This window comes from Neisseria sp. LACPHL-SPEC-2024-00856, from assembly GCF_047915665.1.
In the GTDB taxonomy this organism is placed as follows: Bacteria; Pseudomonadota; Gammaproteobacteria; order Burkholderiales; family Neisseriaceae; genus Neisseria; species Neisseria polysaccharea.
Genome location: NZ_JBLRPR010000004.1, coordinates 102606 through 125823 on the forward strand (window position 1 = coordinate 102606; position 23218 = coordinate 125823).

Below are 23218 nucleotides of genomic sequence, written 5' to 3' on the forward strand. Positions count from 1 at the left end.
CGGTTCAGACGGCATCATTTTATACAACGGCCTTATTTGGCTGCGCCTTCATTCCATGCGGCAGGGTATTTGTAGCCCTCGAAGCGTTTGTGCGCGTAGGCTTTGAACGCGTCGGAGTTATAGGCCTCGGTTACGTCTTTAAGCCATTGGCTGTCTTTGTCAGCGGTTTTGACGGCAGACCAGTTGACATAAGCAAAGCTCGGCTCTTGGAACAGGGCTTCGGTCAGCTTCATGCCGCTGCTTATGGCGTAGTTGCCGTTGACGACGGCAAAATCCACGTCGGCACGGCTGCGCGGCAGTTGCGCAGCTTCAAGCTCGACGATTTTGATGTTTTTCAGGTTTTCGGCAATATCCGCTTTGGATGCAGTCAGCGGATTGATGCCGTCTTTGAGTTTAATCCAACCCAGTTCGTTCAGCATCACCAAGGCGCGTGCGAAGTTGGACGGGTCGTTGGGCGCGGATACGGTGCTGCCGTCTTTGACTTCTTCCAGCGATTTCAGTTTGCCCGGATACAGTCCCAAAGGCGCGGTCGGCACTTGGAAGGCTTCGGTGATGTCCAGATTGTGTTCTTTTTTGAAATCGTCAAGATAGGGTTTGTGTTGGAAGACGTTGATGTCCAACTCACCCTCAGCCAATGCCAGATTCGGGCGCACATAGTCGGTAAACTCGACCAATTTGACGGTGTAGCCTTTTTTCTCCAACTCGAGTTGGATTTGTTCTTTGACCATATCGCCGAAGTCGCCGACGGTCGTGCCGAAGACGATTTCTTTTTTCGCCGCGCCGTTGTCGGCGGCGGCAGAAGCGGATGCGGCGGGCGCGCTGTCCTGTTGGCCGCCGCAGGCGGCGAGGATGAGCGCGAGTGCGGCGGCGGAAAGGGTTTTGAAGAAGGTTTTCATATTTTCTCCTGATGTTGTGGCGGTTTCAAACAAAAATGACGGGCAAGAAGTCCTGCCGTCCGGATTCGGCGTTCAGACGGCATTTGCCGCGAACAGGGGATTTTATAGCATTTTTCGGATAGCGGTGGGGTTTTTGGCGTTCAGACGGCATTCGGGTTTAACGTTTGTCCAATTTCCGCGCCAACGCGTTGCCGGTGCTTTGAATCAGGATGACCAGCAGCACGAGGAGGGCGACGATGAAGACGATGACTTCGGTTTGGTAGCGGTAGTAGCCGTAGCGGATGGCGAGGTCGCCCAAGCCGCCGCCGCCTATCATCCCTGCCGCCGCGCTGTATGACAAAAGCCCGATGGCAAGCACGGTAATGCTGGAAACCATACCCGCGCGCGCTTCGTTTAAGAGGACTTTGCGGATGATGGCAACCGGCGGCGCACCCATAGCGGCGGCGGCTTCAATCACGCCTTTGGGGACTTCGCGCAGGTTTTGTTCCACCAAACGGGCAAAATAAAACAATCCCGACACGCTCAACACCAGCGAGGCGGCAACCGGACCGATGGTGCTGCCGACGATGACGCGTGTGGCGGGTATCATCGCAATCATCAGGATGACGAAGGGGAAGGCGCGCATGAGGTTGACGAGGTTGTCGAGCAGGAAGTTCACCGGCTTGTTGTAATGCAGTTGGCGGCTGGAGGTTACGAAGAGCAGCACGCCCAGCAGCGTGCCGAAGATGACGGCAAACGTGGTGGACAGCCCGACCATCACAAAGGTTTCGCCCAAGGCGCGGACGATTTCGCCTTTCATACCGATGATGTTGGAAACGGCTTGTTCAAATGTTAAGCCTGCCATATTCAGTCCTCCCGAATCAGTTCGCGCCCGATGTCGGATCGGGCGTGGATTTGGTTGCCGCGTACTTCGACGATTTCGACGACTTTTCCCTTATCCAACAGGGCGGCGCGGTCGCACAGTCGTCTGATGACGCTCATTTCGTGGGTTACGATGACGATGGTTACGTTGAAGCGTTTGTTGATGTCTTCCAAACATTCCAAGACGCTGCGCGTGGTGGCGGGGTCGAGGGCGGAAGTGGGTTCGTCGGCGAGGATGACTTGGGGTTTGGGCGCGAGCGCGCGGGCGATGCCGACACGCTGTTTTTGTCCGCCGGAAAGCTGGGCGGGATAGTGGCTGGCGCGTTCGGTCAAGCCGACGATTTCAAGGCATTCTTTAACGCGTTCTTTGATTTTTTCAGACGGCCATCCGGCGATTTCCAATGGGAAGGCGACGTTACCGGCAACAGTGCGGTTGCTCAAAAGATTGAACTGTTGAAATACCATGCCGATATTCTGCCGCGCCTGACGCAATGCGGCGGCATCGAGCGCAGTCAGCTCTTGTCCGCACACATTGACCTTGCCGCTGTCGGGACGTTCCAACAGGTTAATCAGCCGCAACAGGGTGGATTTGCCCGCGCCGGAATAGCCCATCAGCCCGAAGATTTCGCCGTCGCGGATTTCGAGGCTGGTCGGCTCGACGGCGGCAAAACGGGTCTTGTCGCGCGTTTGGTAATGCTTGGAAACCTTGTCCAAAATAATCATTGTCTTTCCCATACAACAAAGCCCGATGTCGGACACAACGGGCGCGGAAGATAAAGCTGAAATTGTCGGAACGCTTTAGCTGTTATGCCCGCAAGCTGTGTCAAATCGGCAGGTTAATTTTCGTAGGATATTATCGGGAAAGCGTTTTTTTGTCAATAAGGCAGGAAGCGGGCAACCATTTCGGACAATGCCGTCTGAAACGGGCAAAGGCAGCGGTTCGCACTCAAACGGCAAATGATTGAAAAATATAAATTATGTCGTAAACATTCCAAAGGCGGTGCAGTTTCGGCATATAATTCGGGCAAACGCCTGTTCAGACGGCATTTTGTCTTTTCCAATCCTGACCGTTCAGGGTTCCGATTCTTAAGGAAATCCGATGTACCTACCCTCTCTGAAGCATTCCCTGCCGCTGCTGGCGGCCTTGGTGCTTGCCGCGTGTTCTTCGACACACGCGCCCGGCAGCAAGACCCCGGCAGACAATATAGAAACTGCCGGTCTTTCGGCAAGCGTTCCCACCCGCCCTGCCGAACCCGAAGGAAAAACGCTGGCAGATTACGGCAGCTACCCGTCCGCACTGGATGCAGTGAAACAGAAAAACGATGCGGCAGTCGCCGCCTATTTGGAAAACGCCGGCGACAGCGCGATGGCGGAAAATGTCCGCAACGAGTGGCTGAAGTCTTTGGGCGCACGCAGACAGTGGACGCTGTTTGCACAGGAATATGCCAAACTCAAACCTGAAGGGCGCGCCCAAGAAGTCGTGTGTTATGCCGACTTGAAACACAGCGACTATACGCGTGCCGCCGAACTGGTTAAAAATACGGGCAAACTGCCTTCGGGCTGCACCAAACTGTTGGAACAGGCAGCCGCATCCGGCTTGTTGGACAGCAACAATGCCTGGAGGCGCGTTCGCGGACTGTTGGCCAACAGCCAAACCACAGACGCACGCAACCTTGCCGCCGCATTGGGCAGCCCGTTTGACGGCAGCACACAAGGTTCGCGCGAATACGCCCTGTTGAACGTCATCGGCAAAGAGGCGCGTAAATCGCCGAATGCCGCCGCCCTGCTGTCCGAAATGGAAAGCGGTTTAAGCCCCGAACAACGCAGTTTCGCGTGGGGCGTATTGGGGCATTATCAGTCGCAAAGCCTCAATGTGCCTGCCGCCTTGGACTATTACGGCAAAGTTTCCGACCGCCGCCAACTGACCGACGATCAGATCGAGTGGTACGCCCGCGCCGCCTTGCGCGCCCGACGTTGGGACGAGCTGGCCTCCGTTATCTCGCATATGCCCGAAAAACTGCAAAAAAGCCCGACCTGGCTCTACTGGCTGGCACGCAGCCGCGCCGCAACGGGCAACACGCAAGAGGCGGAAAAACTCTACAAACAGGCGGCAGCGACGGGCAGGAATTTTTATGCCGTACTGGCAGGGGAAGAATTGGGTCGGAAAATCGATACGCGCAACAATGTTCCCGATGCCGACACAAACAGCGTCCTCCGTATGGCGGAAGACGGTGCAGTCAAACGCGCACTGGTATTGTTCCAAAACAGCCGAACCGCCGGCGATGCGAAAATGCGCCGTCAGGCTCAGGCGGAATGGCGTTTTGCCACACGCGGCTTCGACGAAGACAAGCTGCTGACCGCCGCGCAAACCGCGTTTGACCACGGTTTTTACGATATGGCGGTCAACAGCGCGGAACGCACCGACCGCAAACTCAACTACACATTGCGCTATATTTCGCCGTTTAAAGACACGGTAATCCGCCACGCGCAAAATGTTAATGTCGATCCGGCGTGGGTTTACGGCCTGATTCGTCAAGAAAGCCGTTTCGTCATGGGCGCGCAATCCGGCGTAGGCGCGCAGGGGCTGATGCAGGTTATGCCTGCCACCGCGCGCGAAATCGCTGGCAAAATCGGTATGGATGCCGCCCAGCTCTACACCGCCGACGGCAATATCCGTATGGGGACGTGGTATATGGCGGACACCAAACGCCGCCTGCAAAACAACGAAGTCCTCGCCACCGCAGGCTATAACGCCGGCCCCGGCAGGGCGCGCCGATGGCAGGCGGATATCCCCCTTGAGGGCGCGGTATATGCCGAAACCATCCCATTTTCCGAAACGCGCGACTATGTCAAAAAAGTGATGACCAATGCCGCCTACTACGCCTCCCTCTTCGGCGCGCCGCACATCCCGCTCAAACAGCGTATGGGCACCGTTCCTGCACGCTGACGTACCGATGCCGTCTGAAACCCGCCCGGTCTTTCAGACGGCATTTTTATCCCGAACGGCATTGACGGCGAACCATAAATATAAGACAATCCGAAAATTGTTTTTCCTGCTTTTTCAAGCAGCTTGACACGGCACAAGCCGACCCGTTAGGAGGTGATGTTTCCGTCACGGCGCGTATCCCGCCGCCGCAAGGCACAGCGATACGGTAAACCTTCAACACCGTCTGCCCTACCCTTTCCACCGATATGATGGGCAGATGAAACAACCGAATTTATTAAAGGAAATAAAATGCCTGCAATCCGCGTAAAAGAGAATGAACCATTTGAAGTCGCTATGCGCCGTTTCAAACGCGCCGTAGAAAAAACCGGCCTGCTGACCGAGCTGCGCGCCCGCGAAGCCTACGAAAAACCGACTACCGAACGCAAACGCAAAAAAGCGGCAGCCGTAAAACGCCTGCAAAAACGCCTGCGCAGCCAACAACTGCCACCCAAAATGTACTAAACGTTCAAGTACAGATTACAGGTCAGCCCTGTGATATGAGGACACACCGCAAGACCTGCTCTGCGGTGTGTTTTGCTTTTCAGACGGCATCGAAACCCGCCGTTTCCATCCGACATCCCAGCGAGGACATTATGAGCCTGAAAATCCGCCTTACCGAAGACATGAAAACCGCGATGCGCGCCAAAGACCAAGTTTCCCTCGGCACCATCCGCCTCATCAACGCCGCCGTCAAACAATTTGAAGTGGACGAACGCACCGAAGCCGACGATGCCAAAATCACCGCCATCCTGACCAAAATGGTCAAGCAGCGCAAAGACAGCGCGAAAATCTATGCTGAAGCCGGCCGTCAGGATTTGGCAGACAAAGAAAATGCCGAAATCGAGGTACTGCACCGCTACCTTCCCCAAATGCTCTCCGCCGGCGAAATCCGTACCGAGGTCGAAGCCGCCGTTGCCGAAACCGGCGCGGCAGGTATGGCGGATATGGGCAAAGTGATGGGCGTATTGAAAACCCGTCTCGCCGGCAAAGCCGATATGGGCGAAGTCAACAAAATCCTGAAAGCCGTACTGACCGCCTGATTGCCCGAATATCGGACAAATGCCGTCTGAAGCCCGTATCACAGGTTCAGACGGCATTTTCAATATCCCAATATCGAATTGACAGGACAACACGGTTTCAATACGCCGAGACGGGTTTTGCCGATAAACGGATTCCGTTTATGCCCCATCGGATAAAGCTTTGCTTTTTACTTATTTTCAGGCAGCCTTAAAACCACTTACACTTACCTTTTTTGTTTTACCACCTCTAAACTATGCCCACCATCTCAACCCTACACATCCTCTCACCCAAGCTCTATCCCATTACCCAAAACCAATTCAGAAAAACTGAATCAAGATATTTATCGAGAGGTTCAAAAAATGGGTAACGGCTGATCGGTTGATACCAGTAATCACAGTCATGGGGGAATTACAGCAAGCGTTTCCTTAAAAGATTGGGTAAACAATCAAAAACAAAATGGCATTGCCCCAATCAGAAAAGCACGTTTCTATGGTACAGCCACAAATGTGCAGAATGATTACGCCGATGTATTACAGAAAAACGGCTATACCTATACGGGTGTAGACGGTAAAACTTATAACAGCGGAGCCTATTCGATTGTGCATGACAAGGATTTTGTGGGGAACAAATGGATACCTTTCTTGCTAGGAACCAATGACACCACACAAGGTGCATGTAAGGGATTGTGCTATTCGCATAGCAGTTATTTTGCGGAAGTTCCTGAAAAAGGTACAAAAGAATGGGATAATTATGTTGAAAAATGGGATACACCAAAAGAAGGGGCAGATGGTAAATATATCAATCATGCAGTTCCAAAATTAGTCAATCCCAATAATCCGAATGGAGAAAAATATGAAACAAATCCTTTTTAAATATTTTATGCTAATTACTTGTGTTTTTGTATTAAGCAGTTGTGGTTATTTATTATCATTTGGGCAGTTAATGTTTGATGGCAGTTGTGCAGACTGGAATTGTTCAAAACATAACCCACGTTGGACACAAGCAGTTCATACTTGTTATGACTTAAACTTTGAAATTGCCAAGCAAAAATTGGGTTACGAAAATTTAGAAGAAGTACAGGACAGCGAAATTGGACGAAATATTTATGGTCAATGCACTAGAAATGCTGGTAAATATGACATTCGCAAAGATAAGCAGTATGGTCATTTGTTTGTGCAATAACCAGCGTAACCTGTGCAATTAACGAGAATTGTTAAATGGTAGGGTGGGTGCTTATTGCTCCCCACACACAATTCAGTATCGTAATGCCGTCTGAAACACGATTCCGTTCAGACGGCATAGATTTATTTGACCAATTTCAAGCCTTTTTTGGCAGGTTGGGGCGCGGTTTCGGCAAAGGTGTTTTCAGACGGCGTGTCGGGGCTGTACTCCTCCAATTCAAACCCCATACCTTCTCCAGTCTCCCGTGCAAAAAGGCTGAGGACGTGTCCGACAGGTATCCATATGTCGTGTGCCTTTCCGCCGAAACGGGCGGAAAAGCTGACCCAATCGTTGTCGATTTGAAGGTTTTGGGTGGCGGTTGCGCCGATGTTGAGCATGATTTCATTGTCGCGGACATACTGCATGGGAACGCGCGTATGCTCGTTTACCCAGACAAGGATGTGAGGGGTAAAGGCGTTGTCGCTACACCATTCGCAAAGTGCGCGGAGGATATAAGGTTTGGTGGAAGTAGTCATAATGTTCCCCATGATGTGCCTGAATATAGAAATGCCTGAAACCGTCAGGTTTTACAGGCATTTCAAGCTTATTTGCGCATAGCCTTTTCCGCAGGTGTCAGCGCATCGATAAAGGCTTCTCGTTGGAAAATCCGTTCGGCGTATTTGAGCAGCGGCGCGGCACTTTTGCCCAATTTGATATCGTAATGGTCGAGCCGCCACAACAGCGGTGCGAGGGCGACATCAATCATGGAAAAGTCATCGCCGAGAATGTATTTGTTTTTACTGAATGAAGGGGCGAGCATGGTCAGACCGTTGCCGATAGCTTCGCGCGCTTTTGCCTGCTCCTTATTGGTGGAGGCTGGGTTCTCCAAAATTTGAACGAGGCTGAACAGTTCTTTTTCCATGCGGTACAACACCAAGCGTCCCCGGCCGCGCATAACGGGATCGCCGGGCATAAGCTGCGGATGGGGGAAGCGTTCGTCAATGTATTCGTTGATAATATTGGACTCGTGCAGCACCAAATCGCGCTCGACCAGCACGGGAACTTGGTTGTACGGGTTCATGACGGCGAGGTCTTCGGGCTTGTTGTAAATATCGACGTCTTTGATTTCAAAATCCATACCTTTTTCGTACAAAACGAAGCGGCAGCGGTGGCTGAAGGGGCAGGTAATGCCGGAATAGAGGGTCATCATAATAATTGTCGCTCCTGTGTGATGCCTGCAAAACGGCTGATTTATAAAGGTTTAATCGCGCAATTATACGCGATTTCCGGCACTTAATCCAGAAATTCGGCTCAATCTGTTGTTTTCAATGTATTTTCCCCGGTTTTCCGTATCAGTGCGAACTTACTGTCTTTGTTGCGCGGGCGCGCACCCTGCCAGACCGTCTGCCAGCCTTGCGGCGCATCCGCATTTTGGGGCAGGCGGACGATGCGGTAGCGGCATTGTACATCGCCGACGCGGTGCGGCAATGTGCCGTACTGCGTCCAAACAATCCGCGTATGCAGATCGCCGCCGCCTATGTCGATACACTCGATGCCGTCTGAAAGCCCCCGTTTTAATTCCGGGGAAAGCGATGCCTCCATACTCCGGACGACGGGCGCGTAGCTTTTCGCCGCATCCAGCCACGGCAGGAACAGCGTCATCAGCAAAGCCCAGGTTAGGGTAACGCCTGCCGCCCAGTTGGTGACCGCCTGCCTGCCGCGTATGTTTTTGCGGGTAATCGCCCACAGCCACAAGGGTGTGAACAGTACGGCAACCGCCATCGGAATGGGATCGATGTCGGGAACGTAATACGGGCTGAAGTAGGCGGCGCGTTCGGCAAGCTTGGCGGGCCAGCCGTAATTCATGGCGAAAAAGCCCGTCCACAGGAACACGGCAAACAGTCCGAACGCCATAATGCCGAACCAGTTGACAAACGCCGCCGCACCGCGCCTCAGGCTGTCCAGTTGCGCCGCGCCGAACAGGGCGAGCGGCGGCAGCAGCCAGACGAGGTTGTCCTGAAAACGCTGCGGATTGGCGGCGAGCAGCACCAAAACGGCAGCCATCCAGACAATGCCCAAAATCCCCCAGTCGGTCGAAAACAGGCGCGTTCGGCATACCGTCCAAACCGCCAGCGGCAGCGCAGGCAATGCAAACCAAAGCAGGTTTTTCAGATAGTAAAACAAACTGAATGCCGTCTGAACATGCCGCACGCCGCCGAACGTACCGAAAACGTGATAGTCGAGCCATTGCGCGAACAGCGCGGGCTGCGTTTTTGCCAAGAGCAGCGGGTAAACGGTCATCAGCGGCAGGGCAAAGGCAAGCGAGGCGACTGCCGTCAACATCAAACGCCTGCTTTGCCACGGACGGAAAAACATCAGTACGGGCAAGGGCAGCATCAGGGCAAATGCTGCCGGATAAGCTGCCGCCAGCGACATCAGCGTCCAACCCGTACCGAGCAGGAAAGAGGCGGCAATCACGCGCCGACGTGCCAGCGAATAGCCGTGCAGCACCAGTCCGGCGGCGGCAAAGGCGGCAGCAGCGGGGTTGAGGAAATGGGCAACCGGAATCAGCCCGATACAGCCGATGAGAATCAGGACGACGCTGCGCCCGTGGTGTCTGCCCAAAAAGTTGAAACCGGCAAAGCCGCAGGAAGTCAGTCCGATAACGGCAAAAAATACGCCTGCAAAGCGTGCGGCATCATACGGGTCGGCAGCCCACGGCGACAGCAAATGTTTGAACGCGGCAGCAACCCAAAGATACACGGGCGGTATGCCGAAATCGGCATGCCCGAACAGATGGGCAACCAAAGGAACACGTCTGTCTGCCAGTGCTTCGACGGCAGTATAAACGGCAGGTTCGGCAGGATTCCATAAATCATGTGAAAATACACCCGGCCACAACCAGGCAAACGCCATCAGCATCAGCAGCCACGGTTTTTCGTGGGTTTTGGCGGGCGGGCGGGTATCGGGCGGGGTATAGGTCAACATAAGCGTAAGAAGAAATGGATGGATTGCCAAGTGTAGCAAATATTCGCACAAAGGTCGTGCAGAGACTGCTTCAGACGGCATCAGACACAAAAAGACCGGCAACAAAAAAGACTGCACATGGCAGTCTTTGCAGATACTATCTTTTTCATAATATTTTTTCCTGGCCCAACACAGTCCATAGCATATCAAAACTGTTGTTTTCAATCAGGATATATATCCCCAATCCTAAATAAACAACAGCAACAAACCATCTGCTATATTTTTCCAAAGTTTCTCCAACAGAAGGGACTTGTGCTAATTTTTGGGCAGAAAAAACCAAGAGATAAATCATGACTAGAAAGGTAAGTAAAGCCACTATCAAATTCGCTAAATTTAAGGTAGTAAAATATGGGACAAAGACACCAATATTGTCAGCACCACAACTTGCAAAAGTAATCATAGCGACTAGAAAAATCAGGTTTTTATTATCTTTGCGCAAACCCTCTTTAGCAATAGCCTCTCCATCAGAATCTCCTAAAAGCAAAACTTTGATGCCTAGGAAAATTGGAATAAAGCCGAGCAAACCTAAAATCTCTTTACTAGGAATATAATCTAAGACAAATGCAAAAAGCAAACTTAGCAATATCAGACTAACAGAGCCTAGAAATTGTCCTAAATAGATGTTAATGATGTCTTTTCTGCTTTTTCTTTTGGCAAAAAATAACATTAGGATAATAAGTAAGTCTACGGCTGTCCCAGAATACAGGATTATTGAAGTAACAACATTTTGAATCATAAAACATCTCATTCAAATATATTTTTGAATGTATTCAAACATTAAACTTTGTAGATGTCAACTTCAACCCCGTCAAAATATAGTGGATTAACAAAAACCAGTACGGCGTTGCCTCGCCTTCGCTCAAAGAGAACGATTCTTTAGGGTGCTGAAGCACCAAGTGAATCGGTTCCGTACTATCTGTACTGTCTGCGGCTTCGTCGCCTTGTCCTGATTTTTGTTAATCCACTATAGATAAGAAGTCAGTGTGCCAAATATTAAAAAGCCCTGCCATCGAAATGATGGTAGGGCTTAATTCTTGCAAAGCGGCAATCAGCGTTTGAACAGGTTGCCGAATTTGTTGTTAAATTTGTCCACGCGGCCGGTGGTATCGACGATTTTTTGGGTGCCGGTATAGAACGGGTGGCACAGGGAGCAAACCTCGATATTGAAGTTTTCTTTTTCCATCGCGGATTTGGTTACGAATTTGTTGCCGCAGGAGCAGGTAACGTTGACTTCGTGGTAGTTCGGGTGAATACCTTGTTTCATTTGATTTCCTTTCAAAAAAGCGGGCATAGGGGATGTACCTATGCTACAGACAAGTCCGACATTCTCTCTATTTTCTGTTGTTACGTCAAGAGTATATTCGATAAAATGCAAAAAGATTACTCTGAAGGAGGTTTTATGAGGGTGAAGTTTTTTTCCCTGCTGCTGCGCTTCGCCGGTTCCCTATTGCCGCCGTCTCATATGCGCGGTATCGGCATCATCGGCAAAAGCGTACGCGTATTTCTGGCACGGCGGGTTTCTCCGCATATCGGACGCGGGGTCAATATCGAACGCGGTGCCTATGTGTTCCCGGATACGGTTTTGGGCGATGGTTCCGGTATCGGGGTAAACTGTGAAATCTGCCGTGGTTTGACAATCGGCAGGAATGTGATGATGGGGCCGGAATGTCTGTTTTATTCAAATAACCACAAGTTTGACCGTTCAAAAAAACGCTTTGAGGGCTATACGGAAATCCGTCCGATTTCGCTGGAAGACGATGTTTGGCTGGGCAGGAGAGTTATTGTGATGGCGGGCGTAACCGTCGGACGCGGTTCGGTCGTGGGCGCAGGCGCGGTGGTTACAAAAGACATTCCGCCCTACTCTTTGGCGGCAGGCAATCCGGCAGTGGTGAAAAAGAATCTGCTGGATGATTAAATGCCGTCTGAACGTGTCAAGGCGGATAATCTATAGTGGATTAACAAAAATCAGGACAAGGCGACGAAGCCGCAGACAGTACAAATAGTACGGAACCGATTCACTTGGTGCTTCAGCACCTTAGAGAATCGTTCTCTTTGAGCTAAGGCGAGACAACGCCGTACTGGTTTTTGTTAATCCACTATAAAAAAACAGGAACATCGTTCCTGCTTTTTTTTGCGCTTCAGACGGCATCGCTATTGTGCTAGCGCGGTATCGATTTCTTGGTAGAGTTTGCCGAAATCGGGTTCGCCGACGTAGGTTTTGAGGATTTCGCCTTTTTTGCCGATAAGGACGGAAGTTGGATAAACCTGTGTGCCGAACGCCTGTCCGACGGCTTTATCCGCATCATACATGACGGTAAACGGCAAACCGTAGTCTTTGACATATTGGCGGACGCTTTCTATCGGATCGATGGGCTGGGCAACGGCAAGGACTTGGAAATTTTTGTTTTTATAGTCATTTGCTGTTTTAATCACTTTGGGCATTTCGCTCACACAACCGGGACAGGAGGGAAACCAAAAATTAATCAGGGTTACCTTACCCTGCAGGTCGGTATGGGAAACGGTTTTGCCGTTCATATCGGGCAGCGAAAATGAGGGAGCGGTTTTGCTGTCGGGAATCAGAACGGCGGCAATAAGGATGCCGACCAATACGACGGCGGCGGCAGTGAGTATTTTTTTCATTCGGACAAGTCTTCCAATGCGTGTGCGAGTGTAACGGGGAGGCTGACGGTACGCTGTGTTTTTGCGCTGACCGGCATCAGGGTGATATCGGCTTCTGCGGCGGTTTTGCCGTTTGGCAGTGTAATCGTCTGGGTCAGCACAATGCGGCGCGTGCCGGGGGTTTTCAGACGGCATGAAAACTGCAATACGTCGCCTTCGACGGCGGGGCGGCTGTATCGGATGTCGATGCGGGCGACAATCAGTATGAGGCCTGCCAACTCGTGCAGCAGTCCGCGTTCTTCAAAAAACGCCCAGCGCGCTTCTTCGAAAAATTCGAGGTAGCGCGCATTGTTGACATGGCCGTAGCCGTCGAGATGGTAGTTGCGGACGGTCAGCTTCATCAGTTCAGGTTGATGGGTTGGAAGGCTTCGCGGGCAAGCGGTTCGTGTTCGAGGTCGGTGATGACGGTAGAAAGCTGGATGTCGAACCATTCGTTGAAAATGTCGGCATCGAGCGCAGGCCACTCGCGTTCGTCTTCGCACCAGTCGGCAAGTTCGGCGGCGAAAATGTCTTCAAAACGGGTTTCGATTTCGTCCCATACTTCGTCGGCGGTTTCACACGGGCGGACAAGGTAGGAATTGGCATCGGCTTGGATGTCTTCGAGGGTCAGTCCGTCGAGGTGGTTGCCCGGCAGGGTTTGCAGCCAGTTCCAGAAGGGTTCAAGCGGAATGAGGACGAATACGCTGCGGTTGACTTCGTACATGGTTTTTCCTTTGCTGTCGCGCGGTATGCGCAAAAAAGGGATTATAGCCCAATCTGTAGTGTCGGACTGTCCGTTCCGACAGAAGGGAATGCCGTCCGAACACGGATTTTCAGACGGCATGGCTTTAGGGTTGTGTTCCGGGTTGTGTTCCGGGTTGTGTTCCGGGTTGCGTTTCGGCTTCCCCTGCTGCTTCTGCCTGTGTTTCGGATACGGAATCTTCTTGAACGGCGGGTTTTGCCGCCCCGGTTTCGGCACTTTCGACCAATTCGTCGATGTCGATGTTATCTTCCGTACCTTCGGCAGGTGTCGCACCGGTCTGCCGCGCACGAACCTTCATATAAAAATCGCGCATATAACTGTATTTGTCGATGGCGGCATCATCAAGGCTGTCGGTCAAATCGAGCAGGCCTTCGCGGGTGCTGACGGCGGAGGCGGCAGCCGTACCCCAGCGTCCGGCGGGGGTGCGGAAGACAATATTCTTGGGCGGGTAAACGGATGTGATGCCCGTGCCGAGCGCGTCGCGGACGGTGGACGGCCCTAAGACGGGCAGCACGAAATAATTGCTGTTTTTCCAGCCCCACGAGGCGAACGTGTCGCCCAAAGTGTTTTTATTGTCGGGAACGCCGCCCGCGCCGGCGATGTCGATAAGTCCGCCCAAACCGAAAGTGGTGTTGATGCCGACTCGGACAAGGTCTTCGCTTGCGCGTTTGATGTCCAAGCGCAAGATATTGCTGCCGAAGCTGACCACATCGCGCAGATTATTGAAAAAGTTGGAAATACCTGTACGGACGGGTTTCGGCGTAACTTTGCGGTAGCCGCGCGCGGCAGGGGCGAAAATGTAGCGGTCGGCTTGGTCGTTGAATTTGGAAACGGCGCGGTTGTAGCCTTCATAAGGGTCGGCAGGGCGGGTTTCTGCAAATGCAGGGACGGAAGCGAACCCGATCAGCAGGAGGACGGCGTAGGCGGTTTTTTTCATGATTTCAACCAGTCTTTGATTTCGTACAGTTCGGACAGCGCGCGCACGGATTCGGGAATGCCGGTCAGACCGATGCTGTCTTTGCGTCGGCGCAATATTTCGAGCAGCAGCGACACGCAGGCGGAATCGGCACGCTTTACACCGCCGAAATCGACGGCAATGGTCTCTTTCAGACGGCATTGCTGCCGGAAACGCTCAAAAGCCTCCCCGGTCAGGGTTTTGACGGTGATGTCGCCGCCGATGTGCAGTGTTCCGTTGTTGAGTTCTGTATGCATAGTGTTCGGTAGGAAAAAATCCATGCCGCCTTCAGTCTGGCGGCATGGCTTATGGATTACTTGCTGCCGTTTTTAGCCTTCAACTCGGCAATCAGTCCGTCCACGCCTTTCGCTTTGATGATTTCACCGAATTGGTTGCGGTACACGGTAACCAGGCTCGCGCCTTCGATGGCGACGTTGTAGGCACGGTATTTGCCGCCGCTTTGGTAGGTGGTGAAGTCCATATTGACGGGCTTCTGACCGGGGATGCCGACTTCGGCGCGGACGACGATTTCCTTGCCGCCTTTATTGACGATGGGATTGTCTTTGACGTTGACGGTCGCGTTTTTGAATTTCAGCATCGTGCCGGAATAAGTGCGGATCAGCAGGGTTTGAAATTCTTTGGCCAACTCTTGTTTTTGCGCGTCGGACGCGGTGCGCCAAGGGTTGCCGACCGCCAGTGCGGTCATGCGTTGGAAATCGAAATAAGGGGCGGCGTATGCTTCGGCTTTTTGGCGGGCGGTAACGGCATCGCTGCTTTTTAAGATACTCAATACTTGAGTGGCGTTTTGACGGATTTGGCTTACCGCGTCGGCAGGTGCGGCAACCGCCATGCTGATGCTCAAGATGCCGATGCTCAGTGCGCTGATGAAAGAGGTTTTTTTCATGATTAAGTGTCCTAGTTTGAATATGATGGTGTACGTTTATTCAGTGGCTTTTGCCGCATCGTCGCCGCCCGCCGCGTTTTTCTCGGCAAAACTCGTCATGAATTTGCCGATCAGGTTTTCCAGAACCATTGCAGAACTGGTTACGGAGATGGTGTCGCCGGCAGCAAGGTTTTCCGTGTCGCCGCCCTGCTGCAGCCCGATGTACTGCTCGCCCAAAAGTCCCGAAGTCAGGATTTGCGCGGAAACGTCGCTACTAAACTGATATTTGCTGTCCAAATCGAGACGGACTTTCGCCTGATAGGATTTCGGGTCAAGCTCGATGGAGCCGACGCGCCCGACCAATACGCCTGCGGATTTGACGGGGGCATTGACCTTCAAACCGCCGATGTCGCCGAAATCGGCATAAACGGCGTAAGTTTTGTCCGAACCGCCGAACGCCGCGCCGCCCGCCACGCGGAAAGCGAGAAAGGCAACCGCCGCCACGCCGAGCAGGACAAATAGTCCGACCCAAAATTCCAATACATTCTTTTTCATTAAAGTTCCTTGAATATCCAATGTTCTTTGTTTCGTTTTCAGACGGCCTGTCAATCTGTAAACATCCACGCGGTCAACACAAAGTCGATCGCCAAAATCGTCAGGGCGGACGAAACCACCGTACGCGTGCTGGCGCGCAAAATGCCTTCCGAAGTCGGTACGCAGTGGAAGCCCTGATGCACGGCAATCAGCGTTACCGCCATGCCGAACGCGGCGGATTTAATCAGACCGTTGATTACATCGTAATGTATCGTGATATTGTTCTGCATTTGCGACCAGAAAATGCCGCTGTCCAAGCCCAGCCAGGTTACACCGACCAAATACGCACCGAAAATGCCCGCCACATTGAAAATCGAAGCCAAAAGCGGCATGGAAAACACGCCCGCCCAAAAGCGCGGCGCAACCACGCGGGCGACAGGGTTTACCGCCATCACGTTCATCGCTTCGAGCTGTTCGGTCGTTTTCATCAAACCGATTTCGCTGGTCATCGCACCGCCCGCGCTGCTGGCAAACAGAATCGCCGCCAACACTGGACCCAGTTCGCGCAACAGCGAAGCCGCAACCATATAGCCCAAAATATCGGCGGATTTGAATTTCGACAACTGCGTATAGCCCTGCAAACCCAAGACCATGCCGACAAACAGCCCCGAAACGGCAACAATCAGCACCGACAGCACGCCGGCGAAATACACTTGGCGCACGCTCAGGCGCGGACGGACAAAAGCCGTACCTGACTTCGCCAGAATGTTCAGCAGAAACAGCGTGATACTGCCGAGGGATTGAATAAGGCCGAGGGTTTTCTCCCCGACGGAACGGATAAAGTTCATAAATTTCTATATGTAAGGTTCAACGGTTTCAGACGGCATCAACTCATTTATCCCAACAGATCCTGCTGCAACGACGTTTGCGCCGGATAGCGGTATGCTACGGGGCCGTCTGCCAGCCCGCCGACAAACTGGCGCACCCAAGGCGAATCCAGTTCGCGCATTTCCTGCGGCGAGCCGGAGAACATAATTTCGCCGTGCGCCAAGAAAATCACCTGATCGACGATTTCCAAAGATTTTTCAATGTCGTGCGTTACCATAATACTGGTCGAACGCAAAGCCTTGTTGACGCGGCTGATCAAGTGGGCAATCACGCCCAAGGAAATCGGATCGAGACCGGTAAACGGCTCGTCGTACAACATAATTTCGGGATCGAGCGCGATTGTGCGGGCAAGCGCGACGCGGCGCGACATCCCGCCGGACAACTCGGACGGCATCAGGTTTTCCACGCCGCGCAGCCCGACCGCGTTCAGTTTCAACAAAACCAAATCCCGAATCACCGCTTCCGGCAGTTGCGTCAGTTCGCGCATCGGAAAAGCGATATTGTCGAATACCGACAAATCGGTAAACAGCGCGCCGTGTTGGAACAACACGCCCATACGGCGGCGGTGTTCGTACAGTTCGTCAGCCGAAAAGCCCGCCAAATCGCGCCCTTCTATCAGAACTTTGCCCGACTGCGGACGGATCTGACCCGTAATCAGCCGCATCAGCGTGGTTTTGCCGCTGCCCGAACCGCCCATTACGGCGGCAAAATTGCCTTGCGGAATGCTGAAATTGATGTCGTTCAGAATCGGGCGGTCGCCATACGCGAAGGCGACGTCTTTCATTTCGATAAAGGGGGATGGGCTCATGTATGGGCGGACGGTAGGTTTGACGGCGTGCATTTTAAGGCTTATCGGGAAGATGGGCAATTTTCAGACGGCATACGGGCGGCAGGTGTTGTGAAAATGCCGTTGTCGGCGGCGGATTGTTTGCTGTGGCGAAAAATGTTATCTTTCAAATGATAACCTTTATCAGAAAACTATGGAAAAAGCAGAACATTTGAACAGCAGCCGGTTCATCAGCCTGGCGAACGACGGGGGCGGAGATTATGTGGAAGGCGGCTACCGTTTCGATACTTTGTCCAACGGCATTTCCATCCACGGCGGCACGGTAACGGCACGGTGTGATTTTTGCAGCAGCCGCCTCGCCGAACCTTATGTGTCGTTCGTGCTCTTGCTGGAAGGCTCTTTGAACTTCGGCATCAACCGGAGCCGGTTCCAAATCGATGCCGGCGGCGGCAAGGTCATCCTGATTTCGGTCGGGAAAGAAGCCCTGTTCAGCCGCTATCTTTATCGAGGTGCAAAAACGGTCAAAATTACAATTAAAGGTATGGAACAATGGCTGCTGCGGCCGGAGTATGCGTGTTTTACACCGATACTTTACCGCGAACCGGTCAGAATATGGGATTTGTCCCCAAACCTGCGCGGCTTGGCGGCATCTTGCCTGCAAGCTGCCCCAAGGGGGCATTTGGGCGAAACATTGCGCCGTGAGGCAGACGTTTTGCGGCTGCTGTCGGATTTGTGGGACACGGTGTCGGACAGCATCGGACCGGCGGCAGGAGAAACGGCGGAAGCAAACACCATGCCATCTGAAAACTTCAGCCGCATCCTGAACGAGGCATTTGCCAACGGCGCACACCATGTCAACCGGCTGACAGACGCGCTGAACATCAGCGAAAGGACGCTGCAACGCCGTATGCGCGACCATTTCGGCATTACCGCAAGCGAGTGGCTGCACCACAAACAAATGCAGCACGCGCTCTATCTGTTGCAAAACGGGGAGAAAAGCATAGGCGAAACCGCATATTTATGCGGCTACCGCCACGTTTCCAGCTTTACTCAGGCATTCAGGCAATATTTCGGCAGCACGCCTGCGGAAACCAAAAAAGAAAACCGGTAAGCCGCATTTGATTTCAAACCCGAAATCCGCGTGTATAGTGGATTAACAAAAACCAGTACGGCGTTGCCTCGCCTTAGCTCAAAGAGAACGATTCTCTAAGGTGCTCAAGCACCAAGTGAATCGGTTCCGTACTATTTGTACTGTCTGCGGCTTCGTCGCCTTGTCCTGATTTTTGTTAATCCACTATAAAAAACTTGTACGGTAATTTATTTGGGAATAAACTAAAACTACATCTGACTACAAAACTGGAGAACCCGAAATGAAACAATTGGCCATGTACATCAACGGACGCTTTGAAAACGATTTCAACGGCGAATGGCGCGACGTATTGAACCCTTCTACCGAAGAAACCATCGCCCGCGAACCCAAAGGCGGCAAAGCTGACGTTGACCGCGCCGTAGCGGCGGCGCGTGCGGCGCAACCGGCATGGGAGCGGCTGCCTGCGGTCGAACGCGGCGCGTATTTGCGCAAAATCGCCCAAGGCATACGCGAACGCGCCGACGAGCTGACCGACACCATCGTTGCCGAAGGTGGCAAAACCAAAGACTTGGCGCGCGTGGAAGTCATGTTTACCGCCGACTATCTCGATTACCAAGCCGAATGGGCGCGCCGTTATGAAGGCGAAATCATCCAAAGCGACCGCCCGCGTGAAAATATTTTATTGTTCAAACGTCCGCTGGGCGTAATCGCCGGCATTTTGCCGTGGAACTTCCCCTTCTTCCTGATTGCCCGCAAAATGGGTCCCGCTTTGGTAACGGGCAACACCATCGTCGTCAAACCCAGCAGCGTTACCCCGATCAACTGCCACATCTTCGCCGAAATCGTCGATGCGGTCGGACTGCCCGCAGGCGTATTCAACGTCGTTAACGGTCCCGGCGCGGAAATCGGCAATGCCTTGTCCGCCCATCCGCAAGTCGATATGGTCAGCCTGACCGGCTCCGTCGAAGCAGGCCGCCAAGTGATGGAAGCCGCTTCCGCCAACATCACCAAAGTTTCACTGGAACTCGGCGGCAAAGCCCCTGCCATCGTTTTGAAAGACGCGGATTTGGATTTGGCGGTGAAATCCATCTTGGCTTCGCGCGTCGGCAACACCGGTCAAATCTGCAACTGCGCCGAGCGCGTTTATGTCCACAGCAGCCTGAAAGACGCGTTCATTGAAAAAATGACCGCCGCCATGAAAGGCGTGCGCTACGGCAACCCTGCCGAAGCCGAAGCCGGCGCGCTGGAAATGGGCCCGCTGATTGAAGAACGCGCCGTCAAAGCCGTTGCCGAAAAAGTGGAACGGGCAGTCAAACAAGGCGCGAAACTGGTTTGCGGCGGCAAACGCGCCGAAGGACGCGGCTATTTCTTCGAGCCGACCCTGCTGACCGACACCGACAACAGTATGGACATTATGAAAGAAGAAACCTTCGGCCCCGTTCTGCCCGTTTCCGCTTTCGACACGCTCGACCAAGTCATCGCACTGGCTAACGATTGCGAGTTTGGTCTGACCAGTTCTGTTTATACGACTAATTTAAACGAAGCCTTCTACGTTACCCGCCGCCTGCAATTCGGCGAAACCTACATCAACCGCGAAAACTTTGAAGCGATGCAGGGTTTCCACGCCGGTTGGAAAAAATCCGGTATCGGCGGCGCGGACGGCAAACACGGTTTGGAAGAATATCTGCAAACCCAAGTCGTTTATCTGGAAACCGACATTTAATACCGCTTTGAAACCCCGATAGAAAATGCCGTCTGAACCCGATTTCAAGTTCAGACGGCATTTTTACAGTTTCACCGGTAATCAGTCATGACCGATATCGATGGTTTTCTCTTTGTAACGCGTATCGGGAACAAGAACGATTTTTTCATCCACTTTGCCGATGGCTTTCACGTCTTTACCCGGATAGTCAAGCTGATGCAGGAAGTAGCGGATACAGTTCAAACGGGCGCGTTTTTTGTCGTCGGAACGGATGATGACCCAAGGCGCGTCGCCGGTGTGGGTATGGAAGAACATGGCGTTTTTAGCTTCAGTGTAGTCGTCCCAACGGTCAAGCGACTGGATGTCCACGGGGGAGAGTTTCCAGTGTTTCAGGGGGTCGTCGCGGCGGGAGATGAAGCGGCGCAGTTGTTCTTCACGGGATACGGAGAACCAGAATTTAAACAGATGGATGCCGCTGGCAACGAGCATACGCTCCAATTCGGGGGTTTGGCGCATAAAGAGCATATATTCGTTAGGTTCGCAGAAGCCCATCACGCGTTCTACGCCGGCGCGGTTGTACCATGAGCGGTCGAAGAAGACCATTTCGCCTGCAGTCGGCAGATTTTGAACATAGCGTTGGAAATACCATTGTCCGCGTTCGGTAGTGGTTGGTTTCTCCAAAGCAACCACGCGCGCGCCGCGCGGATTTAAATGTTCCATAAAGCGTTTGATAGTACCACCCTTACCTGCCGCATCCCGGCCTTCAAACAGGCTGACGATGCGCTGACCGGAGTCTTTAACCCAGCTTTGCACTTTCAGCAATTCGATTTGCAGTTTGGCTTTTTCGGCTTCGTATACGGCACGGCGCATACGTTTGCGGTAGGGGTAGTTTTCGGGCAGCGGGGCAGTGCCGGAATCTTCGGCAGAACCTTTGCCTTCGTGTTCCAAAACAGCTTTTTCAAATACTTGGAGCTGGTCTTGCTTTTCGCCCAATTCTACGTTTTCAAACGGTTGCAGCTGGTGGTCTGCCATAAAGGCCTCCTTGGTTGTGTTCAGGTTGGAAAACAAAATCTGTTTTCACAATTTTACACCTTCGCCCCCACTTTCTCTACATAAAATTACATTTTGCCGATATTTGCCGAATCGTCTGAAAATATGTGTAAAAAGAGCGTATAATCAAAACATTTGCCCCGGATTGCTATGTCCTATTTCGCCCTGTTTGACGATGCCGTAAGCGGCCGCGCAAAACTCTGTCAAAATCATGTGGAAAGCCGTTTTTTCCATTATAAGGAACTGGATTTGCTGGACGATGCGCTGCACAAGGGCTGGCAAAAAGGGCTGTATGCCGTGTTGTTTGCAGACTACGGATTCGGTTTGCCGCTGATGGGAATGGAGTCCGAACGCGGCGGCAATCTTGCCCTGCACTGGTTTACCGACTGCGCCGACACCGATGCCGCAAGCTGGCTTGCCCGACATTCAGACGGCATCCCCGCCGGCATTTCCACACCGAAATCCTCCGTATCCGAAGCCGATTACCTCAACCACATCCGCCAAATCCACGAAGCCATCCGGCGCGGCGACACCTATCAAATCAACTACACCACCCGCCTGCACCTGCAAGCCTACGGCAATCCCGTCAGCCTCTACCGCCGCCTGCGCCAGCCCGTCCCCTATGCCGTCTTGTCCCACCTGCCCGATGCGGAGGGGCAATCCGCGTGGACGCTGTGTTTCTCGCCCGAACTCTTCCTCAAAATCGGTTCAGACGGCACCATCAGCACCGAACCGATGAAAGGCACCGCGCCGATTTTGGGCGACGGACAAGACGAACGCCGCGCCGCCGAGTTGCAAACCGACCCGAAAAACCGCGCCGAAAACGTGATGATTGTCGATTTGCTGCGCAACGACCTCGGCAAAATCGCCCAAACCGGCAAAGTATGCGTACCCGAACCGTTTAAAGTATCGCGTTTCGGCAGCGTTTGGCAGATGACCAGCACCATCCGGGCGCAAGCCCTGCCGAACACCTCGTTCGCCGACATCCTCCGCGCCGCCTTCCCCTGCGGCAGCATCACCGGCGCGCCCAAAAAAATGAGTATGCAGATTATCGAATCGCTCGAAACCGAAGCGCGCGGACTTTATACGGGCAGCATCGGCTATTTGAACCCGTGTTCCGGCGGCTTGGGGTTTGAAGGCACGTTCAACGTCGTCATCCGCACCCTGTCGCTCACACCGCTTTCAGACGGCATCTATCAAGGCATATACGGCGTGGGTTCCGGCATCGTCATCGACAGTGACCCCGCCGCCGAATATCGCGAATGCGGCTGGAAAGCGCGTTTTCTCAACGAACTGCGCCCCGATTTCGGCATTTTTGAAACCCTGCGCGTGGAAAACAGACGCTGCGCCCTACTCGACCGCCACCTATGCCGTCTGAAAGCCGCCGCCCAAGCCCTCAACCTGCCCCTGCCCGACGGTTGCGAAAATCAAATCCAACAATACATCGCCCACTTGCCCGACGGCTCGTTCCGCGTCAAAGCCCTGCTCGCTTCAGACGGCATCAGCCTGTCCCGCGCCGTTTTAAACCATTTGGCTGACAAACAGCGCGTCATCATTTCGCCCACCGTCCTGTCCGCACAAAACTACCTGCGCCGCTTCAAAACCACCTACCGCGCCCTCTTCGACCAGGCGTGGCAAACCGCCGAAACACAAGGCGCGTTCGACAGCCTGTTTTTCAATTCGGACGGCATCCTGCTCGAAGGCGGCAGAAGCAACGTGTTCGTCAAATACCAAGGACAATGGCTCACGCCCTCCTTAGATTTGGACATTTTAAACGGCGTGATGCGCCAAGCCGTGTTGGACGAATCGCAAAAATATTTGCACACAAATCAAGTAATCGAAACACACATCACACAAAAAACACTGCAAGAAGCCGAAGAAATCCGCCTCTCCAACGCCCTGCGCGGCGTATTTGCCGCCGCCCTTGCCTGAACGCGCAAAAATGCCGTCCGAACCT

General features: G+C 53.0%; 28 protein-coding genes. 9 read left to right on the top strand and 19 right to left on the bottom strand.

Going from position 1 to position 23218, the window contains the following annotated elements:
• Positions 1 to 32: 32 nt before the first annotated feature.
• The 4 genes from ACNAU7_RS05305 to ACNAU7_RS05320 are packed head-to-tail and all read right to left on the bottom strand — an operon-like array spanning position 33 to position 2480.
• A complete protein-coding gene (locus ACNAU7_RS05305) occupies positions 33 to 896 on the bottom strand; it encodes a MetQ/NlpA family ABC transporter substrate-binding protein (RefSeq protein ID WP_416301273.1) in 864 nt (287 codons plus the stop codon).
• A gap of 25 nt (positions 897 to 921) precedes the next feature.
• A complete protein-coding gene (locus ACNAU7_RS05310; RefSeq protein WP_416301275.1) occupies positions 922 to 1047 on the bottom strand; it encodes a hypothetical protein in 126 nt (41 codons plus the stop codon).
• A 6-nt stretch (positions 1048 to 1053) separates the two neighbouring features.
• Complete coding sequence (locus tag ACNAU7_RS05315; protein WP_416301277.1) at positions 1054 to 1740, bottom strand: methionine ABC transporter permease; 687 nt, start codon at positions 1738 to 1740, stop codon at positions 1054 to 1056.
• 2 nt (positions 1741 to 1742) lie between these two features.
• On the bottom strand, positions 1743 to 2480 hold the full coding sequence (locus ACNAU7_RS05320) for a methionine ABC transporter ATP-binding protein (protein WP_416301279.1): 738 nt from the start codon (positions 2478 to 2480) through the stop codon (positions 1743 to 1745).
• Positions 2481 to 2856: 376 nt separating this feature from the next.
• On the opposite strand from ACNAU7_RS05320, the gene ltgA reads away from it, so the two are divergent.
• The 5 genes from ltgA to ACNAU7_RS05345 all read left to right on the top strand — a co-directional run bounded on the left by ltgA (position 2857) and on the right by ACNAU7_RS05345 (position 6945).
• A complete protein-coding gene (ltgA, locus tag ACNAU7_RS05325; protein ID WP_416301281.1) occupies positions 2857 to 4704 on the top strand; it encodes a lytic transglycosylase LtgA in 1848 nt (615 codons plus the stop codon).
• Positions 4705 to 4992: 288 nt separating this feature from the next.
• Positions 4993 to 5205, top strand: coding sequence for a 30S ribosomal protein S21 (rpsU, locus tag ACNAU7_RS05330; protein WP_002214819.1), 213 nt, complete (start codon positions 4993 to 4995; stop codon positions 5203 to 5205).
• Between the two features lie 131 nt (positions 5206 to 5336).
• Entirely contained in the window at positions 5337 to 5783 is a 447-nt protein-coding gene (locus tag ACNAU7_RS05335) for a GatB/YqeY domain-containing protein (RefSeq protein WP_416301391.1), read from the top strand.
• A 486-nt stretch (positions 5784 to 6269) separates the two neighbouring features.
• The gene (locus ACNAU7_RS05340) at positions 6270 to 6635 is read left to right on the top strand and encodes a filamentous hemagglutinin (protein WP_283129729.1); all 366 of its coding nucleotides are present in this window, start codon (positions 6270 to 6272) and stop codon (positions 6633 to 6635) included.
• Positions 6616 to 6945, top strand: coding sequence for a hypothetical protein (locus ACNAU7_RS05345; RefSeq protein ID WP_416301291.1), 330 nt, complete (start codon positions 6616 to 6618; stop codon positions 6943 to 6945). The genes ACNAU7_RS05340 and ACNAU7_RS05345 overlap by 20 nt, the downstream gene beginning before the upstream one ends.
• Positions 6946 to 7067: 122 nt before the next feature.
• Here ACNAU7_RS05345 and ACNAU7_RS05350 read toward each other — a convergent pair whose 3' ends face one another.
• The 5 genes from ACNAU7_RS05350 to rpmE form a co-directional block, all read right to left on the bottom strand.
• Complete coding sequence (locus ACNAU7_RS05350; protein WP_029609154.1) at positions 7068 to 7460, bottom strand: ClpXP protease specificity-enhancing factor; 393 nt, start codon at positions 7458 to 7460, stop codon at positions 7068 to 7070.
• 68 nt (positions 7461 to 7528) lie between these two features.
• Positions 7529 to 8134, bottom strand: a complete 606-nt coding sequence (locus tag ACNAU7_RS05355; protein WP_039854120.1) for a glutathione S-transferase N-terminal domain-containing protein — start codon at positions 8132 to 8134, stop codon at positions 7529 to 7531.
• Between the two features lie 101 nt (positions 8135 to 8235).
• The gene (locus ACNAU7_RS05360) at positions 8236 to 9912 is read right to left on the bottom strand and encodes an ArnT family glycosyltransferase (protein WP_416301293.1); all 1677 of its coding nucleotides are present in this window, start codon (positions 9910 to 9912) and stop codon (positions 8236 to 8238) included.
• A 145-nt stretch (positions 9913 to 10057) separates the two neighbouring features.
• The gene (locus ACNAU7_RS05365) at positions 10058 to 10687 is read right to left on the bottom strand and encodes a CadD family cadmium resistance transporter (RefSeq protein WP_301912567.1); all 630 of its coding nucleotides are present in this window, start codon (positions 10685 to 10687) and stop codon (positions 10058 to 10060) included.
• A 312-nt stretch (positions 10688 to 10999) separates the two neighbouring features.
• Positions 11000 to 11215, bottom strand: a complete 216-nt coding sequence (rpmE, locus tag ACNAU7_RS05370) for a 50S ribosomal protein L31 (RefSeq protein ID WP_003713538.1) — start codon at positions 11213 to 11215, stop codon at positions 11000 to 11002.
• 135 nt (positions 11216 to 11350) lie between these two features.
• Here rpmE and ACNAU7_RS05375 point away from each other — a divergent pair, with 135 nt between their 5' ends.
• Positions 11351 to 11866 carry an acyltransferase gene (locus ACNAU7_RS05375; RefSeq protein ID WP_304676495.1) on the top strand — a complete coding sequence of 172 codons (516 nt, stop codon included), beginning with the start codon at positions 11351 to 11353 and terminating at the stop codon, positions 11864 to 11866.
• Positions 11867 to 12102: 236 nt separating this feature from the next.
• On the opposite strand, the gene ACNAU7_RS05380 is transcribed toward ACNAU7_RS05375, so the two are convergent.
• From ACNAU7_RS05380 to ACNAU7_RS05420, 9 genes are all read right to left on the bottom strand, one after another.
• A complete protein-coding gene (locus ACNAU7_RS05380) occupies positions 12103 to 12591 on the bottom strand; it encodes a peroxiredoxin family protein (protein ID WP_416301297.1) in 489 nt (162 codons plus the stop codon).
• Positions 12588 to 12971 carry an acyl-CoA thioesterase gene (locus tag ACNAU7_RS05385; protein ID WP_416301299.1) on the bottom strand — a complete coding sequence of 128 codons (384 nt, stop codon included), beginning with the start codon at positions 12969 to 12971 and terminating at the stop codon, positions 12588 to 12590. The genes ACNAU7_RS05380 and ACNAU7_RS05385 overlap by 4 nt, the downstream gene beginning before the upstream one ends.
• Entirely contained in the window at positions 12971 to 13333 is a 363-nt protein-coding gene (locus tag ACNAU7_RS05390; RefSeq protein WP_002243901.1) for a hypothetical protein, read from the bottom strand. Before ACNAU7_RS05390 ends, ACNAU7_RS05385 begins: the two co-directional genes overlap by 1 nt.
• Positions 13334 to 13457: 124 nt before the next feature.
• A complete protein-coding gene (locus ACNAU7_RS05395) occupies positions 13458 to 14309 on the bottom strand; it encodes a VacJ family lipoprotein (protein WP_416301301.1) in 852 nt (283 codons plus the stop codon).
• Positions 14306 to 14584: an STAS domain-containing protein gene (locus ACNAU7_RS05400; RefSeq protein ID WP_416301303.1), complete on the bottom strand. Its 279-nt coding sequence runs from the start codon at positions 14582 to 14584 to the stop codon at positions 14306 to 14308. Before ACNAU7_RS05400 ends, ACNAU7_RS05395 begins: the two co-directional genes overlap by 4 nt.
• 56 nt (positions 14585 to 14640) lie before the next feature.
• Complete coding sequence (locus ACNAU7_RS05405) at positions 14641 to 15231, bottom strand: MlaC/ttg2D family ABC transporter substrate-binding protein (RefSeq protein WP_416301305.1); 591 nt, start codon at positions 15229 to 15231, stop codon at positions 14641 to 14643.
• 36 nt (positions 15232 to 15267) lie between these two features.
• The gene (gene mlaD, locus ACNAU7_RS05410) at positions 15268 to 15765 is read right to left on the bottom strand and encodes an outer membrane lipid asymmetry maintenance protein MlaD (protein WP_416301307.1); all 498 of its coding nucleotides are present in this window, start codon (positions 15763 to 15765) and stop codon (positions 15268 to 15270) included.
• Positions 15766 to 15815: 50 nt separating this feature from the next.
• A complete protein-coding gene (mlaE, locus tag ACNAU7_RS05415; RefSeq protein WP_416301309.1) occupies positions 15816 to 16592 on the bottom strand; it encodes a lipid asymmetry maintenance ABC transporter permease subunit MlaE in 777 nt (258 codons plus the stop codon).
• Between the two features lie 47 nt (positions 16593 to 16639).
• Positions 16640 to 17440, bottom strand: a complete 801-nt coding sequence (locus tag ACNAU7_RS05420) for an ABC transporter ATP-binding protein (RefSeq protein WP_118820158.1) — start codon at positions 17438 to 17440, stop codon at positions 16640 to 16642.
• Between the two features lie 172 nt (positions 17441 to 17612).
• Here ACNAU7_RS05420 and ACNAU7_RS05425 point away from each other — a divergent pair, with 172 nt between their 5' ends.
• Positions 17613 to 18530 carry a helix-turn-helix transcriptional regulator gene (locus ACNAU7_RS05425; RefSeq protein ID WP_416301311.1) on the top strand — a complete coding sequence of 306 codons (918 nt, stop codon included), beginning with the start codon at positions 17613 to 17615 and terminating at the stop codon, positions 18528 to 18530.
• 259 nt (positions 18531 to 18789) lie between these two features.
• Complete coding sequence (gene aldA, locus ACNAU7_RS05430) at positions 18790 to 20232, top strand: aldehyde dehydrogenase (RefSeq protein WP_002219886.1); 1443 nt, start codon at positions 18790 to 18792, stop codon at positions 20230 to 20232.
• Between the two features lie 81 nt (positions 20233 to 20313).
• Here the strand turns inward: aldA and ppk2 are convergent, their stop codons facing one another.
• On the bottom strand, positions 20314 to 21243 hold the full coding sequence (gene ppk2 / locus ACNAU7_RS05435) for a polyphosphate kinase 2 (protein ID WP_416301313.1): 930 nt from the start codon (positions 21241 to 21243) through the stop codon (positions 20314 to 20316).
• A gap of 168 nt (positions 21244 to 21411) precedes the next feature.
• Between ppk2 and ACNAU7_RS05440 the strand changes: the two genes are divergently transcribed.
• A complete protein-coding gene (locus ACNAU7_RS05440) occupies positions 21412 to 23193 on the top strand; it encodes a chorismate-binding protein (protein ID WP_416301315.1) in 1782 nt (593 codons plus the stop codon).
• Positions 23194 to 23218: the final 25 nt, after the last annotated feature.

Coding starts and splice junctions, on each gene's coding strand:
- ACNAU7_RS05365 (WP_301912567.1), bottom strand. CDS start 10,687: ATGATTCAAAATGTTGTTACTTCAATAATCCTGTATTCTGGGACAGCC.
- mlaE (WP_416301309.1), bottom strand. CDS start 16,592: ATGAACTTTATCCGTTCCGTCGGGGAGAAAACCCTCGGCCTTATTCAA.
- ACNAU7_RS05360 (WP_416301293.1), bottom strand. CDS start 9,912: ATGTTGACCTATACCCCGCCCGATACCCGCCCGCCCGCCAAAACCCAC.
- ltgA (WP_416301281.1), top strand. CDS start 2,857: ATGTACCTACCCTCTCTGAAGCATTCCCTGCCGCTGCTGGCGGCCTTG.
- ppk2 (WP_416301313.1), bottom strand. CDS start 21,243: ATGGCAGACCACCAGCTGCAACCGTTTGAAAACGTAGAATTGGGCGAA.
- ACNAU7_RS05405 (WP_416301305.1), bottom strand. CDS start 15,231: ATGAAAAAAACCTCTTTCATCAGCGCACTGAGCATCGGCATCTTGAGC.
- ACNAU7_RS05390 (WP_002243901.1), bottom strand. CDS start 13,333: ATGTACGAAGTCAACCGCAGCGTATTCGTCCTCATTCCGCTTGAACCC.
- ACNAU7_RS05400 (WP_416301303.1), bottom strand. CDS start 14,584: ATGCATACAGAACTCAACAACGGAACACTGCACATCGGCGGCGACATC.
- ACNAU7_RS05350 (WP_029609154.1), bottom strand. CDS start 7,460: ATGACTACTTCCACCAAACCTTATATCCTCCGCGCACTTTGCGAATGG.
- ACNAU7_RS05420 (WP_118820158.1), bottom strand. CDS start 17,440: ATGAGCCCATCCCCCTTTATCGAAATGAAAGACGTCGCCTTCGCGTAT.
- ACNAU7_RS05375 (WP_304676495.1), top strand. CDS start 11,351: ATGAGGGTGAAGTTTTTTTCCCTGCTGCTGCGCTTCGCCGGTTCCCTA.
- ACNAU7_RS05315 (WP_416301277.1), bottom strand. CDS start 1,740: ATGGCAGGCTTAACATTTGAACAAGCCGTTTCCAACATCATCGGTATG.
- ACNAU7_RS05380 (WP_416301297.1), bottom strand. CDS start 12,591: ATGAAAAAAATACTCACTGCCGCCGCCGTCGTATTGGTCGGCATCCTT.
- ACNAU7_RS05320 (WP_416301279.1), bottom strand. CDS start 2,480: ATGATTATTTTGGACAAGGTTTCCAAGCATTACCAAACGCGCGACAAG.
- ACNAU7_RS05310 (WP_416301275.1), bottom strand. CDS start 1,047: ATGCCGTCTGAACGCCAAAAACCCCACCGCTATCCGAAAAATGCTATA.
- rpsU (WP_002214819.1), top strand. CDS start 4,993: ATGCCTGCAATCCGCGTAAAAGAGAATGAACCATTTGAAGTCGCTATG.
- rpmE (WP_003713538.1), bottom strand. CDS start 11,215: ATGAAACAAGGTATTCACCCGAACTACCACGAAGTCAACGTTACCTGC.
- ACNAU7_RS05425 (WP_416301311.1), top strand. CDS start 17,613: ATGGAAAAAGCAGAACATTTGAACAGCAGCCGGTTCATCAGCCTGGCG.
- ACNAU7_RS05335 (WP_416301391.1), top strand. CDS start 5,337: ATGAGCCTGAAAATCCGCCTTACCGAAGACATGAAAACCGCGATGCGC.
- ACNAU7_RS05355 (WP_039854120.1), bottom strand. CDS start 8,134: ATGATGACCCTCTATTCCGGCATTACCTGCCCCTTCAGCCACCGCTGC.
- ACNAU7_RS05385 (WP_416301299.1), bottom strand. CDS start 12,971: ATGAAGCTGACCGTCCGCAACTACCATCTCGACGGCTACGGCCATGTC.
- ACNAU7_RS05305 (WP_416301273.1), bottom strand. CDS start 896: ATGAAAACCTTCTTCAAAACCCTTTCCGCCGCCGCACTCGCGCTCATC.
- ACNAU7_RS05440 (WP_416301315.1), top strand. CDS start 21,412: ATGTCCTATTTCGCCCTGTTTGACGATGCCGTAAGCGGCCGCGCAAAA.
- aldA (WP_002219886.1), top strand. CDS start 18,790: ATGAAACAATTGGCCATGTACATCAACGGACGCTTTGAAAACGATTTC.
- mlaD (WP_416301307.1), bottom strand. CDS start 15,765: ATGAAAAAGAATGTATTGGAATTTTGGGTCGGACTATTTGTCCTGCTC.
- ACNAU7_RS05395 (WP_416301301.1), bottom strand. CDS start 14,309: ATGAAAAAAACCGCCTACGCCGTCCTCCTGCTGATCGGGTTCGCTTCC.
- ACNAU7_RS05345 (WP_416301291.1), top strand. CDS start 6,616: ATGAAACAAATCCTTTTTAAATATTTTATGCTAATTACTTGTGTTTTT.